Raw genomic sequence first — 16,272 nt, forward strand, 5'->3', positions numbered from 1 at the left:
GTCAGGCGACAAAGGGGCGGAACTGCACACCGAGCCCGGCCATGCCTTCGGTTTCCCCGATCAGGTCCGCGCGCAGCAGCGGACGCGCATCGATGTACGCCTGCGGCAGGATCAACGACAGGCGCGCGTCCTCGGCGGTCAGTTCCAGCTTCGGCATCGGCGTGTCTTCGTGCGCGCGGTTGAGCAGCACCGCCAGGCGCAGCAGGGCGGTCATGCGCCGTGCCGGTTGCAGCAGACGCTCGGGCAGCGCATCGAAGGCGGACTTGGAAATATTGCGGCGATGGCTGCGCACGAGCGCGGCGAGCAGCTGCTGTTCCTGCCGCGAGAAGCCGGCGATGTCCGAGTTCTCCAGCACGTAGCTTCCATGCACGTGGTAACCGCTGTGCGCGATCATCAGGCCAAGCTCGTGCAGGCGCGCGGACCAGCCGAGCATGCGCGCATCGTCCGGGTCCAGCTGCCAGCTTTCCTCGACCTGGGCCAGCAGGTTCATCGCGGTGTTCTCCACGCGATCGGCCTGGACGGTATCGATGCCGTAGCGCTGGGTCAGGGCTGCGACCGACTCGTCGCGCAGGTCGTTCTCGCTGGCGCGGCCGAGGATGTCGTACAGGATGCCTTCGCGCATCGCCGCCTTGCTCACCAGCAGCTTCTGCAGCCCCAGCGCCTGGAAGGCCGCCTCGAGCACCAGGATGCCGCCGGCGATGATCGGGCGGCGATCGGCGGACAGCCCCGGCAGATTGATGTCTTCGATGCGTTTGGCCTTGAGCAGCTCATCGCGCAGCTGCGGCAAGGCCTCGGCGGTGATCGCGCCCTTGCTGAGCTTCATGGTGGCGCAGATTTCGCTGATCGCCTTGTGCGTGCCCGACGAGCCCAGCGCTTCGTGCCAGCCGAGCGCGCGGTACTTGTTGGCGAACTGCTGGAACTCCGCGCCGATCTCGGTCAGTGCGTCCTTCCAGCGCTTCTTGCTCAGCTTGCCGCCGGGGAAGAAGCGCCGCGTGCTGGCGATGCAGCCGGCCTGCAGACTTTCGCGCTCCAGGGTCTGCATGCCCTGGCCGATGATGAACTCCGTGGAGCCGCCACCGATGTCGATCACCAGCCGGCGCTGGTCCGGCTTGGGCGGCTGCGCATGGGCCACGCCCAGGTAGATCAGGCGCGCCTCCTCGCGGCCGCTGACCACTTCGATGGCATGCCCGAGCGCGGTTTCGGCCGGCATCAGGAAGGCCTGCGGCGAGCGCAGCTGGCGGACCGTATTGGTGGCCAGGGCGCGGACCCGCACCGAGGGGATCGCGCGGATGCGCTGGCCGAACCGGGCCAGGCATTCCAGCGCGCGCTGGCGGGCTTCGGCGGACAGGCCGCCCTTGCCATCCAGGCCGTCGGCCATCCGCACGGTCTCGCGCAGGCGGTCGACCACCCGCAACTGCCCGAGGGTGTATCGCGCGATGACCATGTGGAAGCTGTTGGATCCCAGGTCGATGGCGGCGAGCAGGTCGCCATCCTGCAGAGCGGGCGGTGTCGTGGAGGTATGCGGCATTTGCGAATGTTAGCCGAACGGTGGGTCGCGAAGTCACCGCGCGCCCTTCACATGGGCAGGCTGCGACGACCGGTCGCATCGAAGGGGCAGGCAATGACCGCGTACCGACCAGCGGTCGGTACCTACAGACCCTGCAGCAGGGCCATCTGCGCCGCATGCGGCGGCTCGTCATGGCCCGGTGTGCACTTGATGTAGCTGCCGTCGGCCTGCAGCTCCCAGGCGTTGAGGTTGTCGTCGAGGTAGTTCTGCAGCACATCGCGGTAGACCTTGCGCGCCAGCTCCGGGTCCAGGATCGGGAAACAGGTCTCGACCCGGCGCAGCAGGTTGCGTTCCAGCCAGTCCGCGCTGGCGCAGAACAGCTCCGAGGCGCCGTCATTGCCAAACCAGTAGACCCGGCTGTGCTCCAGGAAACGGCCGACGATCGAGCGCACCCGGATGTTGTCCGAGACGCCCGGCACCCCGGGGCGCAGGGTGCAGGCGCCGCGCACGATCAGGTCGATCTGCACGCCGGCCTGCGAAGCGGCATACAGCGCGCGGATCATCTGCGGTTCGTTGAGGGCGTTCATCTTGGCGATGATCCGCCCGGGGCGCCCGCTGGCCGCCAGGCGCGTTTCGCGCTCGATCCGCTGCAGCAGGCCCGGGTGCAGGGTGAAGGGCGACTGCAGCAGGCGCTTGAGCTTCATCCGCGGGGCCAGCCCGGACAGCTGCTGGAACAGCAGGTGCACATCGTTGCCGATATCCGCATCGGCGGTGATCAGGCTCAGGTCGGTATACGCGCGTGCGGTGCCGCTGTGGTAGTTGCCGGTGCCCAGGTGGACATAGCGGCGCAGCTTGCGGCCTTCGCGGCGCACGATCAGCAGCATCTTGGCGTGGGTCTTGAACCCGACCACGCCGTAGACGACCTGCACGCCGGCTTCCTGCAGACGGTCGGCGAGGCCGAGGTTGGCCTCCTCATCGAAGCGCGCGCGCAGCTCGACCACCACGGTGACGTCCTTGCCGTTGCGGGCGGCCTGGATCAGCGCGTCCACGATCAGCGAGTCCTTGCCGGTGCGGTACAGGGTCTGCTTGATCGCCAGCACGTTGGGGTCGACGGCGGCCTGCTTGATCACATCCAGCACCGCGGTGAACGCATCGAAGGGATGGTGCAGCAGCACGTCCCGGCGCGCGACGATCTCGAAGATCCCGTCGCTGTCGCGCAGCGTGCGCGGGCTCAGGGCGGGGTACTTCAGTTCCGGCCGCTGGATCACGTCGTACAGCTGGATCACGCGGTTGAGGTTGACCGGGCCGTCGATACGGTAGACCGCGTTTTCGGTCAGCCCGAAGTTCTGCAGCAGGGTGCGCACGATGTCGCGCGGGCAGTCCTGCGCGATCTCCAGCCGGACCGCCGGGCGGTAGCCACGGTCGACCAGTTCATCGCGCAACGCCAGGGCGAGGTTCTCGACCTCTTCCTCGTCCACCACCAGCTCGGAATTACGGGTCACGCGGAACTGGTAGGCCCCCTGGACTTCCATGCCCGGGAACATCTCATCGACGAAGGTCGACAGCACCGAGGACAGGAACACGAAGGTCTGCGGGCCGCCGAGTTGCTCCGGCAGCTGGATGATGCGCGGCAGCGAGCGCGGTGCACGCACGATCGCCAGGTGCCCGGCGCGGCCAAACGCGTCGGTGCCCTTGAGCACCACCACGATGTTCAGCGATTTGTTGAGGATCTTCGGGAACGGGTGCGAGGGATCCAGGCCGAGCGGAGACAGCACCGGCATGATCTCGTTGCGGAAATACGCGCGCAGCCAGCGCTTCTGGCGGTGGTTCCAGGAGTGCCGGCCGAGCACGTCGATGCCCGCCTCGTGCAGCGCCGGGCGCAGCGTTTCGTTCCAGCAGCGGTACTGCTGGTCCACCAGCTGTGCGGCGCGGTCGTGGATCGCATTGAGGATCGCCTGCGGCGTCATGCCGTCCGGCGCCGGCGGCAGGCCGAACTCCTGCGCATGGCGCACGGCGGCGGCGCGGATCTCGAAGAATTCGTCCAGGTTGGTGCAGGAGATGCACATGAAGCGCAGGCGCTCCAGCAGCGGCACCTGCGGGTCCATGGCCTGGGCCAGCACGCGGAAATTGAAATCCAGCTGCGACAGTTCACGGTTGATGTACAGCGCCGGGTCGCGCAGCGGATCGCCGTCCACGGGTACGGCGACGGGAACAGGAGTACTCATGCGGAAAAGTCTTCGGCGGAAGGAAGGGAGGCGACCTCGGTGCGCGCACGCACCTGGTCGGCATCGAAATGGCAGGAGAACGTGCTGCCCTTGCCGACTTCGCTCTGGATGTCCAGGCGGGCATGGTGCAGCCCCAGGATGTGTTTGACGATCGACAGCCCCAGGCCGGTGCCGCCGCTCTCGCGCGAGCGGCTGCTGGACACCCGGTAGAAGCGTTCGGTCAGGCGCGGCAGATGGTTGGCCGGGATGCCGTAGCCGGTGTCACGCACCGACAGCACTACGCCATCTGCTTCGCGGGCGAATTCCACTTCCACGCGGCCACCGGCCGGCGTGTAGCGCACGGCATTGGTGACCAGGTTGGAGAACGCGCTGTGCAGTTCCTTGTTGGAGCCCTGCAGGTCCACCCCAGCCGTATCGATGATGCTGATCTGGTGGCGGCCCTGGCTGTGCGCTTCGGCTTCACGGCGCAGCGTGGCCAGCATCGGCGTCATCGCCACGGCCTCAGCTTCGGTGTGCTCCTGCGATTCCAGCCGCGACAGGGTGAGCAGGTCTTCGACCAGCTGCGCCATGCGCTGGGACTGCTTGCGCATTTCCTCCAGCATCGGGCCGGTGCCGGGGAAGTCCTCCGGGTCCATCATGTCCAGATAGCCGTGCACCACGGTCAGTGGCGTGCGCAGTTCATGCGAAACGTTGGCGACAAAATCGCGGCGGACCTGTTCCAGCCGAAGCAGCTTGCTGACGTCTCGCGCGATCAGCAGCCAGTAGTCCGGCGAGTAGGGAATCAGGCGCAGGTTGAGGCGGATCGCCGGATCGACCGGCGAGGGCACGTCCAGGATGGGTTCGGCATTGCGGCCACCGGCCAGCCAGTGGGCCAGCGGCATCGGCTGCAGGCGTTCGACCAGCGCCTCGCCGAGATCGCCTGGATGATGCAGGCCGAGCAGCGAGGTGGCCGCTTCGTTGAACCACTGCACGCGCTGGCTGTTGCGGTCCACCACCACCACGGCATCGGGCAGTGCCGCGGCGGCGGCGCGATAACTGCGCAGCATGTCGAGCAGGCGGCGCTTGCGTGTGCGCATTTCCCACTGATTGCGGTAGAGCAGGCGGTCCAGCTCGTTCCACACGCCGGTGCCGTCGCCCATGTCCCAGCGATGGCGCGCGGTGAGCCCACGCAGCACCCGGCGCAGACGCCAGTAATGCCAGGCCAGCGCGCCGATGGAGGCCAGCGCGATGCACATCCACACATGTCCCACTGCCAGGCCCAGCAAGCCGGCCGCGAGCAGCAGGGCGGCGAGGGTGGCCAGCGTTTTCAACCAGGCAGAACGGATGTGGCGCGGCATTGCGGTCTCGCAGAAGGTGCGGTCCTCGGACTCGATCCAAGGTTATAGCAGGAGTGGCCGGAACCAGGCATGCGCGCCAGGTTCCGGCCCGACGAGACTCAGGTCGAGGTCGAGAACCGGTAGCCGGCGCCGCGCACGGTCTGCACCATGTTCTCCGCGCCGAACGGCTCCAGCGTCTTGCGCAGGCGGCGGATGTGCACATCGATGGTGCGCTCCTCCACGTACACGCTGCCGCCCCACACGTGATCCAGCAGCTGGGCACGGGTGTACACGCGCTCAGGGTGGGTCATGAAGAAATGCAGCAGCCGGTATTCGGTCGGACCGATCGGCACCGGCTGGTCGCCGGCGAAGACGCGGTGCGCGGCGCCGTCGATGCGGATCGTGCCGACCGCCACGCTGCCGTCTTCGTCATCGTCGCGGGCACGGCGCATGACCGCACGGATGCGGGCCAGCAGTTCGCGCGCCGAGAACGGCTTGACCACGTAGTCGTCGACACCGGCCTCCAGGCCACCGACGCGGTCGTTCTCTTCCCCGCGCGCGGTCAGCATGATGATCGGCACCTCGCGGGTAAGGGCTTCTTTGCGCCAGCGCCGGGCCAGGTCCAGGCCGCTGGTGCCCGGAAGCATCCAGTCCAGCAGGATCAGGTCCGGAACGCGGTCGGCGATGGCGGTCTGCGCCTCGCGGGCGTCGCCGGCATGGATCGGGTCATAGTCGCCCTTGCGCAGGGCAAAGGCGACCATCTCGCGGATCGCGGGTTCGTCATCGACGATCAGGATGCGTTTCTGCACGTGCCCACCGTATTGCTCATCAGATCGGGATTGAGCCCAGTAGACTACGGTTTCATGACAGGTTTGTGACGAGGGGGCCGTTCCCGTCGTTGACCGCCATCCAGCCGTCATCCCGACCCCTTGAACGGCGCCTCAGCGGCGGTCCAGTTCCGGGTCGTCGATGCCTTGGCGGCGCATTTCCAGCACGGTCGGGGTGATGCTCTCGATCCGGGCATCGACCCGGGCCCGGCCCACGTAGTCCAGGTCCGGTTGCCGCTTCAGGGCCTGCAGCTGGATCAGGGCCTGCTCCGGCCGGCCGCTGAGGAAGGCCGCCTCGGCATAGGCCTCGCTGGCCCGGGTGGTATCCCCGGCCAATTCGCTGGCGCGGGCGAAGCGCTGCTGGAAGACCGGATCATTGCCGCTTTGCGACAGCATCGGGCGCAGCATCGCCTGCGCGCGCTGGCCGGCCTCGCGCCCGCCCTGTTCATTGAGGATGGTGGCGTAGGTCAACGCGACCGGGCGGCTGCCGGGGTGCTGGCGCATCAGGGTCTCGAAACGGGCGTTGGCCTGGGCCTGCTGGCCGCTGCGCGACTCCGCCTCGCCCAGCGCCAGTGCCACCCAGACGTTGTCCGGGTGGTCGCGCAGCAGCTCGGCCAGGTCGCGGCTGGCCTGCGCGGCGGCACTGTTGCGCAGCCGGCCCAGGGCCAGCCCGTAGCGCTGTGGTTCGGTCAGCCCGTTCTTCTGCGCGCGCTGCAGGCTCTCGTATTCGCGGATGACATCGCCCGGGGTGTCGGCGCTGAGCACCCGCAGCCGCTCGCGCGCCCATTCGAACTGACCGGTGCTGCCGCGGCTGAGCGAGTTGACCGAAATCTGCATCGAGGCCGGCAGCAACGGGTTGCTCCGCCGCACCAGCGGATCGGACAACGCCGGGTCGGACGGGTTCACCCGTTCCTGGCGGACGCCGCCGGGCACCTCGGTGGTCAGCAGCACCGTGTCTTTCTTCATCTGTTCGGCGCGGGCCTTGGCCTCGCTGATGCGGGTGGTGGTGACCGGGTGGGTCTGCAGGAAGTCCGGGACGCTGTAGCCCCCCTGGTTGCCACGCATCGAGGCGGACATGCGCTCGAAGAAGCCGGCCATGGCATCCACGTCATAGCCGCTGCGGGCCAGGGTGCGGATGCCCAGGCGGTCGGCCTCGGATTCGTTGGAGCGGGTGTAATTGATCTGGCGCTGCTGCATCAGCCCCATGCCCGAGGTGATCGCGGCCATGGTGGCGTCACCGGAGGAGTTGCCGCCGGCCTGCTGCGCGGCCACGATCGCGGCAAGCATGCCGAGCAGGATCGGGATCTGGTCGCGCTGTGCGCGCTCGACGCCGCGCAGCACGTGCTGCTGGGTGACGTGGGCGATTTCGTGGGACAGCACCGCGGCGACCTCGTCTTCGCGCTCGGCGGTCAGTACCAGGCCCGCATTGACCCCGATGTAGCCGCCCAGAGTCGCGAAGGCATTGATCTGCCGGTCCTTGAGCATGAAGAAGGTGTAGGACTGGCGTGGCTGGGCGCTGTTGGAGCCCAGCCGGGCACCCATGGTCTGCAGCCAGTCATCGACCAGCGGGTCATCGAGCAGGTACCCGTAGTTGCGCAGTTCGCGCAGCATCATCCCGCCGTACTCGGCCTGCCGTGCCGGGGTCAGCAGCTCGCCGGCCGAAGAACCGATGTCCGGCAGCTTGCTTTCCTGGGCCCCGGCCAGCGGTACGGCCAGGGCCAGGGTCAAGGCGGCAGAGAGCAGCAGAGGGCGCAAACGGAGCTCCTGGGGGAAGGCGGACGACAGCGTGACAGGGCCAGTGCAACCTGCAGTTAAACCACAGTGTTGCGACGGTGACGTGGAAAATCCAGCGGACCGCTACCATATACAGACCAACGTTCCGCTGTGGAGTTTCCCGTGAGCCAAGATGCTGTTTCCACCCCCGGTGGCGCTCCCGCCATCACCATCTACTCGACCGCGGTGTGCCCGTACTGCGTGGCCGCCAAGAACTTCCTGAAGAGCAAGGGCCGCGACTGGACCGAGGTCCGGATCGACCTGGACCCGGTCGAGCGCGAGAAGATGATGGCCAAGACCCGCCGCACCAGCGTGCCGCAGATCTTCGTCGGCGAGGTCCATGTGGGCGGCTACGACGACATGATGGCGCTGCACCGTGCTGGCAAGCTGGAGCCGTTGCTGGCCGGGCAGGACCCGGCATGAGCGCGGCCGACGACGGCAGCAAGGACCGCATCGCCGAATTCACCGAGTTCCGCCAGCGCATGAACCAGCGCATCCTGGGCGAACCCAACCAGGTCGTGCGCCGCTTCTTCGCGCTGGACACCCAGACCTACCAGGCCGGCGCGCTGGACGTGAAGACCAAGGAGCTGCTGGGCCTGGTCGCCTCGATGGTGCTGCGCTGCGATGACTGCATCAGCTACCACGTGGCCCAGTGCAAGGACGCCGGCGTGACCCGTGAGGAGTTCTTCGAGACCTTCTCGGTCGGCCTGGTGGTCGGCGGCTCGATCGTGATCCCGCACCTGCGCCGCGCGGTCGATTTCCTGGACCAGCTCGAAGGCGGCGCCGAAGCGCCGGCCGTTCACGAGCATTGAGGTCGGGGCCGACCCGGCCCCACCGAGGTAGAGCCGACCGTTGGTCGGCTTCGTTGGTCCCCAGCGCTCTCGGTGCTGCAACGGTCTCCCGTTCATGTTCTGGACTACGTTTCCACCGACCAACGGTCGGTGGCTACCCATCGTTCAGCCCACCCTGGTTGCCGGCCAGCGGCCGGCACTACCGATCGCGTGTCTGGAGCACGGCCCCTTCTGTTGAAGGCGGCGCGCCAACGGCGCGGGGAGAGGGGGAATGCGCGGGCAATGCTGCCTTGCCCGCCTAAGACCAATGGCCCATTTGGGGTCCATCGGGCGGGTAAGGCATAATTGCCGATGAAACTTCCCTTGCGCCCGCGCTTCGCGCACCTCACGGATGGCGCTCCCCCTCGGTTCGGAATACACATCAATGACGCAGAAAATCACGGTCATCCGCGGTGACGGCATCGGCCCGGAGATCATGGACGCTACCCTGTTCGTGCTCGGCAAGCTGGACACCGGCTTTGAATATGAAGACGCCGACGCGGGCCTGGTCGCGCTGGAGAAGCACGGCGATCTGATGCCGGCGGCCACGCTGGAGTCGATCGCACGCAACAAGATCGCGCTGAAGAGCCCGCTGACCACGCCGGTCGGTGGTGGCTTCACCTCGATCAACGTCAGCCTGCGCCGCCACTTCGACCTGTACGCCAACGTGCGTCCGGCGGTGTCCTTCCCGAACACCAAGTCGCGTTTCGGCGACGGCGTGGACCTGATCACCGTCCGTGAGAACACCGAAGGCGCGTACCTGGCCGAAGGCCAGGAAGTGTCGGCCGATGGCGAGACCGCCTTCTCCGGCACCCGCATCACCCGCAAGGGCTCCGAGCGCATCGTGCGCTACGCCTTCGAGCTGGCCCGCAGCACCGGCCGCAAGAAGGTCACCGCCGTGCACAAGGCCAACATCATCAAGTCGACCTCGGGCCTGTTCCTGGCCGTGGCGCGTGAAGTGGCCGCCAAGTACCCGGACATCGAGTTCCAGGAAATGATCGTCGACAACTGCTGCATGCAGCTGGTGATGCGTCCGGAACAGTTCGATGTGATCGTGACCACCAACCTGTTCGGCGACATCATCTCCGACCTGTGTGCCGGTCTGGTCGGCGGCCTGGGCCTGGCCCCGGGCGCCAACATCGGTGAGAACGCGGCGATCTTCGAAGCCGTGCACGGCACCGCGCCGGACATCGCCGGCCAGGGCAAGGCCAATCCGTGCGCGCTGCTGCTGGCCGCGGCACAGATGCTGGACCATGTCGGCCAGGTCGAAAACGCCGAGCGCCTGCGCAAGGCCATCGTGGCCACGCTGGAAGCCAAGGATTCGCTGACCGGCGACCTGGGTGGCACCGGCAACACCATGGGCTTCGCCCAGGCCATCGCCAGCCGCCTGTAAGCGGCCGGCGCTCTTGCTGGATGCTGTCCCAGGCGGTATCCAGGCAACGCTGCGCATTGTTGAAGACGGGCCGTCCTTGTACGGCCCGTCTGCGTTTTCACGTGTGGCTTTTCACCGACAGGGTTTTTGCAGATGCCTGATTCGGCTGTGGGGGTGGTGGCGGCTGTTGCCGTCTATTCGATCGGCGTAGGCATCTACTTTGTCTTCTGCTGGCCCTGGTCCCGTTCCCAGCGCGCGTTGCGTCGCCTGCGCAAGCACGGGGTCTGCATCCGCAACCTGCGGCACAGCGAAGCGCGCGCGCTGCAGTTGATCGAATGTCCGGCGGGGGCGCCGGTGTACCGGCTGGAGGGCGCCTGCGCGGAGTTCATCATCAGGGGCAAGAATGGGGCAGAGCATGTGCAGACCCTCGCAGGGGTGCCGGTGCAGTACCCGGCGGGCCTGGAACGTGCCGTGCGCGCTGGCAGCAACGCTGCCGAAGTGGTGCCCGGGCGAAAGGACGCGGTGATCGTGCGGCTCAATGGCGTCACGCTGGCGTCGTCGAGTCGAACCCTGCGCGGCTGATCGTTTACGGGCGCCCGAACGAAAAGCAGTCGCGCCTGGCGCGACTCCACACGATCGGTCTGTTCGAAATCTGCACAGATCGTGTGTCAATCCATGGCTGGTTCGTGCGCCATCCGACTCGCATCCTGTGCCCACTTTCCATCGCACAGGAGTCGTCCCATGAACCTCACGGCCTTCGGCCTGGCCAGCCTGATCGGCATGGCTGCCACCGCCCCGGTGGTTGCCACTGAACCGTCCCATCCCACCATCCGCCACATGGCGGGTGCCCCGGTGCCCGCCTCGCTCGACGCAGCGAAGACCGCGGTGCTGGTGATCGACTTCCAGAACGAATACTTCGATGCCGGTGCCGCGCCAGGTTTCGCCGGCGGCCGCATGGTCATTCCCGACGGCATCGCCGCACTGCGCCAGACCCGCCGCGTGGTCGACTTCGCCGATGCCCACGGCATCCGCGTCATCCACGTGCAGCATGTGTTGCCGGCGGGCGCGCCGCTGTTCGCGCAGGGGAGTGTCAACGTCGCCTTCCATCGCGACATGCAGCCGCGCAGTGGCGAAACCGTCATCCAGAAGGACAACGTCAGCGTGTTCGCCGGCGCCTCGGCTGCGGCGCTGGACACGGTGCTCAAGCAGGCCGGCATCGACACGTTGATCATCACCGGCCTGCAGACCCATGCCTGCGTCGTCGGGGCCGCCCGCGACGCGGCGGCCGCGCCGCGCGGCTACCGTGTCCTCGTGGCGTCCGATGCCAGCGCCAGTCGCGACCTCGACCTGGCCGACGGCACGCGCATCGGCCACCGCGCACTGCACGAGGCGTCCCTGGCGCAGATCGAGGATGCGTTCGGCGATGTCATGGCCACCGACGCGATCCTGGCCCTGCCGGTCCGCGAGGCGGGCGAGGGCGCTTGATAAGCTGGGCAGGCCCGCATCCGGCGGGTCCTGCCACTCGCCTGGAGCTGACTGCCGATGGATCACTTCGCCGCCCTGCGCGCGCTGCGCGCCATCGTCGAGGCCGGCAGCTTCAGTGCGGCCGCAGAGCGGCAGGGAACCACCCACTCCTCCCTGTCGCGGCAGCTGCGGCAGCTGGAAGAGCACCTGCAGGTCCGGTTGCTCGATCGCACCACCCGGCGGCTGTCGCTGACCGAGGCCGGGCGCGACTATTACCGCGATGCCGTAGCCCTGCTTGAGCGGCTGGAGCTGGCCGACGACCGCGCCCGCGCGGGCCAGGCAGCGCCGAGCGGGCGCCTGCGCATCAGCGTGCCGCAGGTGGTGGCCAGCCAGGAATTGCCGCAGTGGCTGCCGGGGTTCCTGGCCCGCTATCCGCAGGTAAGCCTGGATCTGTCGGCCAACGACCAGCTGGTGGACGTGGTCGGGGGTGGTTTCGACATGGCGCTTCGCATTGCCGCCAGCCTGCCCGACAGCCAATTGGTGGCCCGCGAGCTGGCGTGCTGCCCGCGCATCCTGGTGGCCGCGCCGGCTTACCTGGCCCGGCACGGCCTGCCGCGCCAGGTGGCGGACCTTCCGGCGCACACGCTGCTGGCGTTCCAGCCCGGCGCGGCCAGTACCGCTTGGCACCTGCAGGGCCCGCGGGGCGCGCAGGCCAGCGTGGAGGCCGGCCAACGGCTGCGCGTGGACGCCACGCCCGCCCTCTATGCCGCAGTGCGGGCCGGCATGGGTATCAGCCTGTTCACCGCGTTGACCGTGCAGGACGATCTGCGCGCCGGTCGCCTGATCCATGTGTTGCCCGGCTGGCATGCCGGGCAGCGCCGCTACTTCGCGCTGTATCCGCACGCACGTTCGCTGGCGCCAAAGGTGCGCGCGCTGGTGGAGCATCTGGCCGCGCATTACGCAGGGCAAGCCGGCGCGGCGGCCTAGTACCCTGCCAGGCGCTCCGGCCGGGGCTTGCCGGGGCGCCATGCGGGCGCATGAAAAAGGGCGCCCGAAGGCGCCCCTGATGCTTGCCTGGCCAGTGGCTCAGCGCTGCTGGATCTTGGAGAGCAGGCGCAGGAATTCCACGTACAACCACACCAGCGTGACCATCAGGCCGAACGCGCCGTACCACTCCATGTACTTCGGGGCGTGTGCGGCGGCACCGGTTTCGATGAAGTCGAAATCCAGCACCAGGTTCAGCGCGGCCACCGCCACCACGAACAGGCTGAAGGCGATGCCCAGCAGGCTGGCATCGTGGATCACCGGCACGTTGATGTTGAAGAAGCTCAGCACGAAGGAGGCCAGGTACACCAGCGCGATGCCACCGGTGGCGGCGAAGACGCCCATCTTGAACTTCTCGGTGACCTTGATCACGCCACTGCGGTACAGCATCAGCAGCGCGAACAGGGTGCCGAAGGTCAGCAGCACCGCCTGGAACACGATGCCTGGGAACTTCATGTTGAACACGGCCGAGATCGCACCGAGGAAGAAGCCTTCCACCAGGGCATACATCGGCGCAGTGACGGGCGACCATTCCTTCTTGAACACGGTGACGAGTGCCAGGATCAGCCCGCCCACCGCGCCGCCGATGGTGTACATCATCGCGCTGGAGGACACCTGCCCATAGGCATCGACCGATTGGCTCCACGCGAACGCGGCCGTCAGCACGGTGAGCAGCAACAGGATGCCGGTCTTGTTGACGGTGCCGTTGATGGTCATCGCCTGGTCGGGGCGGGCCACGACCGAGCCGCTGGCCAGGTCGAGGAAGGTCGACTCGGAAAGTGCGGGATTGCCGCTGCGCATTGCCAATCTCCTTGATGGGGTAGGGGGCTGGCCATCCGGCCACTGACCCGAGCATAGCCGAAGCGACCCTCGCCAATGGCGACAGGTGAATTGATGTGTGAAAACCGTTGACAGATGCCACGCCGATTCCCACAATAGGCGGCTCTTTCGGGGGGAACCCCGGAGGGAAACAAACCGCCGGGGTATAGCGCAGTCTGGTAGCGCGCCTGCTTTGGGAGCAGGATGTCGGGGGTTCGAATCCCTCTACCCCGACCAAGCCCGCTGCTCAAACCGGGATTGGAATGCGACAATCCGGATCGAGCGCCCGTAGCTCAACTGGATAGAGCACCGGCCTTCTAAGCCGGCGGTTACAGGTTCGATTCCTGTCGGGCGCGCCATTCGGTGCAAGCGGTAGGAAGCAAAGTTTTCAGTGGTGGCTGTAGCTCAGTTGGTTAGAGTTCCGGATTGTGATTCCGGTGGTCGGGGGTTCGAGTCCCCTCAGCCACCCCACTGATTCAAACTGGTTCATCGAAAGTGAACCAGGGTTGCAAAAGGCAGCACACACGCTACAATGTGCGCCTGAGTTTTTCAGGGCTGTTAGCTCAGTTGGTAGAGCAGTTGACTCTTAATCAATAGGTCCAAGGTTCGAATCCTTGACAGCCCACCAAGACAGAAGCCATCGGGTCCGCCCGGTGGCTTTTTTCTTGTTCGCGACACGTTGAACCGGTAGCGCATTGGCGGTCCACTGCCGCCATTGGCCATCCTTTCAAATAAAACGCTTGCGTCGCGCGCAGGAAACCCTGCATAATTCGCCTCCCGATTTTCGGGCTGTTAGCTCAGTTGGTAGAGCAGTTGACTCTTAATCAATAGGTCCAAGGTTCGAATCCTTGACAGCCCACCAAGACAGAAGCCGCCTGGTCCGCCAGGCGGCTTTTTTCTTTTCCGGGCCTGCATATCTGAAAGCCTCCTGAAACCGGGGTCGAACGCGACACGCATCGTTTCCAAGCTGCGCGACAGCGCACGGATCGCAACCGGCAATCAGGTTCCACTCGACCGACCGCGCTTAGGCGCCCATCGAGGTACTCCCATCATGACTCTCAGGATCCTTGCCGCCGTGGCGTTGACCGCCTGCGCGGCCACGGCCGCCACGGCTGCCGAAACGCCCGCCCACGCATCGTTCGACCCGGTCCTGGCCGGTTATGCCACGACCGTAATCCGCAACACTGTTCCCCCTGGCGGTTTCCAAACGGCCAAGCCACTGGCCCGTGCCTCCATGCAGGGCGCGCCCCAGCGCGAGGAACGCCAGGCGCTGGCGAAAGCGCCACTGCTTCCCGGCGTGGCGCTGCCGGCGCGATAGCCGCCGATCCGCGGGGTGGGGCACGCGCTTCACCCCGTTAAGCGACATGACGACCTTCCGCTTTCCGGCCCCGCCTGCAACAATGTGCGCCTGGGCTTTCAGGCTCGCGAAAGTGGCGGAATTGGTAGACGCCCTGGATTTAGGTTCCAGTGCCGCAAGGCGTGGGGGTTCGAGTCCCCCCTTTCGCACCAGTGCAGGGCGTTTTCGCCGGCACCATGACCATGGGCACGTCCCGGATCGGGGAGACGGCCACATGCTGGGCCCTTGGCGGCCCCCGGACGTTCTCGGCCCGCGCTGGCGGCGCTGGCGTTTATCGGCGAAACTACAGGGCTGCGGCGGGCATGCGCGTCCACGACCCCGCGTCCAAAACCCGTTTCATCCATCACATCGTGCCGGGGCCCATGCCGCCGGTGGCAGGAGTCAACATGCAAGCTTCGATCGAATCCACTGGCAATCTGGAACGCCGCCTGACCTTCTCGCTGCCGGAAGACCGCCTGCAGACGCATATCAGCGGCCGTCTGGGCGAAATCGCCCGTACCACGCGCATCAAGGGCTTCCGCCCGGGCAAGGTGCCGGCCAAGGTGATCGAGCAGCGTTTCGGCCAGCAGGTCCGCAGCGAAGCCGTCGATGGCCTGCTGCGTGAGACCTTCGATGCCGCCCTGCGCGAGCATGAGCTGCGCATCGCCGGCACCCCGCGCATCGACAAGGGCGAGGGTGAGCTGTCCTTCGTGGCCACCGTCGAGCTGGTGCCGGACTTCGGCGACGTGGATGTCAGCAAGCTGACCGTGGTCCGCCACACCGCTGAAATCAACGACGCCGACATCGACCAGATGATCACCAACCTGCGCGAACAGCGCCGCAGCTGGAGCCCGGTCACCCGTGGCGCCCAGGACGGCGATCTGGTCGCGCTGGAAACCTGGTCGCAGGCCGGCGATGAGCGCCTGCCGGCCGAAGGCACCGAAAAGGGCAGCGTGATCGTGGGCCAGGGCATGATGTTCGAGCAGATCGAGCAGGGCCTGGTCGGTCTGACCGCCGGTGAAGAAAAGACCCTGGATGTCGAGTTCCCGGCCGATTGGCGCGTCCCGGCACTGGCCGGCAAGCAGGTCAAGGTCACCGTCAAGGCGGTGGACGTGTCCGCGCCGGTGCTGCCGGAGGTGGATGCCGAGTTCATCAAGAGCTTCGGTGTGAAGGGCGGCGACGTGGAGCAGTTCCGCAAGGACATCCGCGCCAACCTGGAGCGCGAGCTCAAGGGCGCCCTGATGAACCGCCTGCGCCGCGAAGTCGGTGAGCAGCTGATCGCCGCCTACGCCTCGGTGGAAATGCCGCCGCGCCTGGTCGAGAACGAAGCCCGCGCCATGCTGGACCAGCAGCTCGAGCAGATCCGCCGCAGTGGCCGCAACCCGGGTGACGTCCCGGCCGACGCCCACGAAGGCTTCAAGGACGCCGCCGCCAAGCGCGTGCTGGTCGGCCTGCTGGTCGGTGAAGTGGCCCGCAAGAACGACCTGCGCCTGGATCCCAAGCGCCTGAATGAAACCATGCGCCTGATCGCCTCGACCTACGAAGAGCCGGAGCAGGTCATTGAGATGTACCGCAACGACCCCCAGCTGATGAGTGGGCTGCAGAATCGTGTGATGGAAGAGCAGGTGATCGACTGGATCGCCGAGCGCGCCCAGCACACCGAAGAGAAGCTGTCGTTCCAGGACGCGATCCGCCAGTAAGCGGTCGTGTTTTACGCCCCGCGCCCTGGCGCGGGGTCGTTCCCCCCAAAATAGGTGCC

The 16,272-nt window shown here is 66.9% G+C and carries 14 protein-coding genes and 6 tRNA genes; 14 read left to right on the plus strand and 6 right to left on the minus strand.

Annotated elements, in window-relative coordinates; genetic code table 11:
* Position 1: 1 nt before the first annotated feature.
* The 5 genes from ppx to BIZ42_RS13365 all read right to left on the minus strand — a co-directional run bounded on the left by ppx (position 2) and on the right by BIZ42_RS13365 (position 7,630).
* The gene (gene ppx, locus BIZ42_RS13345; protein WP_019185818.1) at positions 2-1,528 is read right to left on the minus strand and encodes an exopolyphosphatase; all 1,527 of its coding nucleotides are present in this window, start codon (positions 1,526-1,528) and stop codon (positions 2-4) included.
* 122 nt (positions 1,529-1,650) lie between these two features.
* Positions 1,651-3,732, minus strand: coding sequence for a polyphosphate kinase 1 (gene ppk1 / locus BIZ42_RS13350; protein ID WP_046272386.1), 2,082 nt, complete (start codon positions 3,730-3,732; stop codon positions 1,651-1,653).
* Positions 3,729-5,069, minus strand: coding sequence for a phosphate regulon sensor histidine kinase PhoR (gene phoR / locus BIZ42_RS13355; RefSeq protein ID WP_019185816.1), 1,341 nt, complete (start codon positions 5,067-5,069; stop codon positions 3,729-3,731). Before phoR ends, ppk1 begins: the two co-directional genes overlap by 4 nt.
* Before the next feature lie 98 nt (positions 5,070-5,167).
* Positions 5,168-5,857, minus strand: coding sequence for a phosphate regulon transcriptional regulator PhoB (gene phoB, locus BIZ42_RS13360; RefSeq protein WP_019185815.1), 690 nt, complete (start codon positions 5,855-5,857; stop codon positions 5,168-5,170).
* A 132-nt stretch (positions 5,858-5,989) separates the two neighbouring features.
* Positions 5,990-7,630, minus strand: coding sequence for a M48 family metalloprotease (locus tag BIZ42_RS13365; protein WP_070426710.1), 1,641 nt, complete (start codon positions 7,628-7,630; stop codon positions 5,990-5,992).
* A gap of 141 nt (positions 7,631-7,771) precedes the next feature.
* On the opposite strand from BIZ42_RS13365, the gene grxC reads away from it, so the two are divergent.
* From grxC to BIZ42_RS13395, 6 genes are all read left to right on the plus strand, one after another.
* The gene (gene grxC / locus BIZ42_RS13370) at positions 7,772-8,071 is read left to right on the plus strand and encodes a glutaredoxin 3 (protein WP_019185813.1); all 300 of its coding nucleotides are present in this window, start codon (positions 7,772-7,774) and stop codon (positions 8,069-8,071) included.
* Complete coding sequence (locus BIZ42_RS13375; RefSeq protein WP_019185812.1) at positions 8,068-8,460, plus strand: carboxymuconolactone decarboxylase family protein; 393 nt, start codon at positions 8,068-8,070, stop codon at positions 8,458-8,460. The genes grxC and BIZ42_RS13375 overlap by 4 nt, the downstream gene beginning before the upstream one ends.
* Before the next feature lie 403 nt (positions 8,461-8,863).
* Positions 8,864-9,871, plus strand: a complete 1,008-nt coding sequence (locus tag BIZ42_RS13380) for an isocitrate dehydrogenase (protein WP_019185811.1) — start codon at positions 8,864-8,866, stop codon at positions 9,869-9,871.
* Between the two features lie 132 nt (positions 9,872-10,003).
* Positions 10,004-10,432: a hypothetical protein gene (locus BIZ42_RS13385; protein ID WP_156785740.1), complete on the plus strand. Its 429-nt coding sequence runs from the start codon at positions 10,004-10,006 to the stop codon at positions 10,430-10,432.
* A gap of 159 nt (positions 10,433-10,591) precedes the next feature.
* Complete coding sequence (locus tag BIZ42_RS13390) at positions 10,592-11,335, plus strand: cysteine hydrolase (RefSeq protein ID WP_070426712.1); 744 nt, start codon at positions 10,592-10,594, stop codon at positions 11,333-11,335.
* Between the two features lie 57 nt (positions 11,336-11,392).
* Complete coding sequence (locus BIZ42_RS13395; protein ID WP_070426713.1) at positions 11,393-12,301, plus strand: LysR family transcriptional regulator; 909 nt, start codon at positions 11,393-11,395, stop codon at positions 12,299-12,301.
* A 99-nt stretch (positions 12,302-12,400) separates the two neighbouring features.
* Here the strand turns inward: BIZ42_RS13395 and BIZ42_RS13400 are convergent, their stop codons facing one another.
* Entirely contained in the window at positions 12,401-13,159 is a 759-nt protein-coding gene (locus BIZ42_RS13400; protein WP_070426714.1) for a Bax inhibitor-1/YccA family protein, read from the minus strand.
* 178 nt (positions 13,160-13,337) lie between these two features.
* Between BIZ42_RS13400 and BIZ42_RS13405 the strand changes: the two genes are divergently transcribed.
* The 8 genes from BIZ42_RS13405 (at position 13,338) to tig (ending at position 16,213) form a co-directional block, all read left to right on the plus strand.
* Positions 13,338-13,414, plus strand: a tRNA-Pro gene (locus BIZ42_RS13405).
* Positions 13,415-13,459: 45 nt separating this feature from the next.
* Positions 13,460-13,536: transfer RNA gene (locus BIZ42_RS13410), tRNA-Arg, on the plus strand.
* A 35-nt stretch (positions 13,537-13,571) separates the two neighbouring features.
* A tRNA-His gene (locus BIZ42_RS13415) sits at positions 13,572-13,648 on the plus strand.
* A gap of 81 nt (positions 13,649-13,729) precedes the next feature.
* Positions 13,730-13,805 (plus strand) — tRNA-Lys (locus BIZ42_RS13420).
* A gap of 158 nt (positions 13,806-13,963) precedes the next feature.
* A tRNA-Lys gene (locus BIZ42_RS13425) sits at positions 13,964-14,039 on the plus strand.
* Positions 14,040-14,228: 189 nt separating this feature from the next.
* The gene (locus tag BIZ42_RS13430; protein ID WP_156785741.1) at positions 14,229-14,495 is read left to right on the plus strand and encodes a hypothetical protein; all 267 of its coding nucleotides are present in this window, start codon (positions 14,229-14,231) and stop codon (positions 14,493-14,495) included.
* A gap of 106 nt (positions 14,496-14,601) precedes the next feature.
* Positions 14,602-14,686: transfer RNA gene (locus BIZ42_RS13435), tRNA-Leu, on the plus strand.
* Between the two features lie 234 nt (positions 14,687-14,920).
* Positions 14,921-16,213: a trigger factor gene (tig, locus tag BIZ42_RS13440; protein ID WP_019185805.1), complete on the plus strand. Its 1,293-nt coding sequence runs from the start codon at positions 14,921-14,923 to the stop codon at positions 16,211-16,213.
* The last annotated feature ends 59 nt before the right edge of the window (positions 16,214-16,272 follow it).

This window comes from Stenotrophomonas sp. LM091 (assembly GCF_001806305.1).
GTDB lineage: Bacteria > Pseudomonadota > Gammaproteobacteria > Xanthomonadales > Xanthomonadaceae > Stenotrophomonas > Stenotrophomonas bentonitica_A.

Excerpts from the sequence above, each read along its gene's own strand:
- BIZ42_RS13375 (WP_019185812.1), top strand. The coding sequence starts at position 8,068 with ATGAGCGCGGCCGACGACGGCAGCAAGGACCGCATCGCCGAATTCACC.
- BIZ42_RS13430 (WP_156785741.1), top strand. The coding sequence starts at position 14,229 with ATGACTCTCAGGATCCTTGCCGCCGTGGCGTTGACCGCCTGCGCGGCC.
- ppx (WP_019185818.1), bottom strand. The coding sequence starts at position 1,528 with ATGCCGCATACCTCCACGACACCGCCCGCTCTGCAGGATGGCGACCTG.
- ppk1 (WP_046272386.1), bottom strand. The coding sequence starts at position 3,732 with ATGAGTACTCCTGTTCCCGTCGCCGTACCCGTGGACGGCGATCCGCTG.
- BIZ42_RS13385 (WP_156785740.1), top strand. The coding sequence starts at position 10,004 with ATGCCTGATTCGGCTGTGGGGGTGGTGGCGGCTGTTGCCGTCTATTCG.
- BIZ42_RS13395 (WP_070426713.1), top strand. The coding sequence starts at position 11,393 with ATGGATCACTTCGCCGCCCTGCGCGCGCTGCGCGCCATCGTCGAGGCC.
- tig (WP_019185805.1), top strand. The coding sequence starts at position 14,921 with ATGCAAGCTTCGATCGAATCCACTGGCAATCTGGAACGCCGCCTGACC.
- BIZ42_RS13400 (WP_070426714.1), bottom strand. The coding sequence starts at position 13,159 with ATGCGCAGCGGCAATCCCGCACTTTCCGAGTCGACCTTCCTCGACCTG.
- phoR (WP_019185816.1), bottom strand. The coding sequence starts at position 5,069 with ATGCCGCGCCACATCCGTTCTGCCTGGTTGAAAACGCTGGCCACCCTC.
- BIZ42_RS13390 (WP_070426712.1), top strand. The coding sequence starts at position 10,592 with ATGAACCTCACGGCCTTCGGCCTGGCCAGCCTGATCGGCATGGCTGCC.
- BIZ42_RS13380 (WP_019185811.1), top strand. The coding sequence starts at position 8,864 with ATGACGCAGAAAATCACGGTCATCCGCGGTGACGGCATCGGCCCGGAG.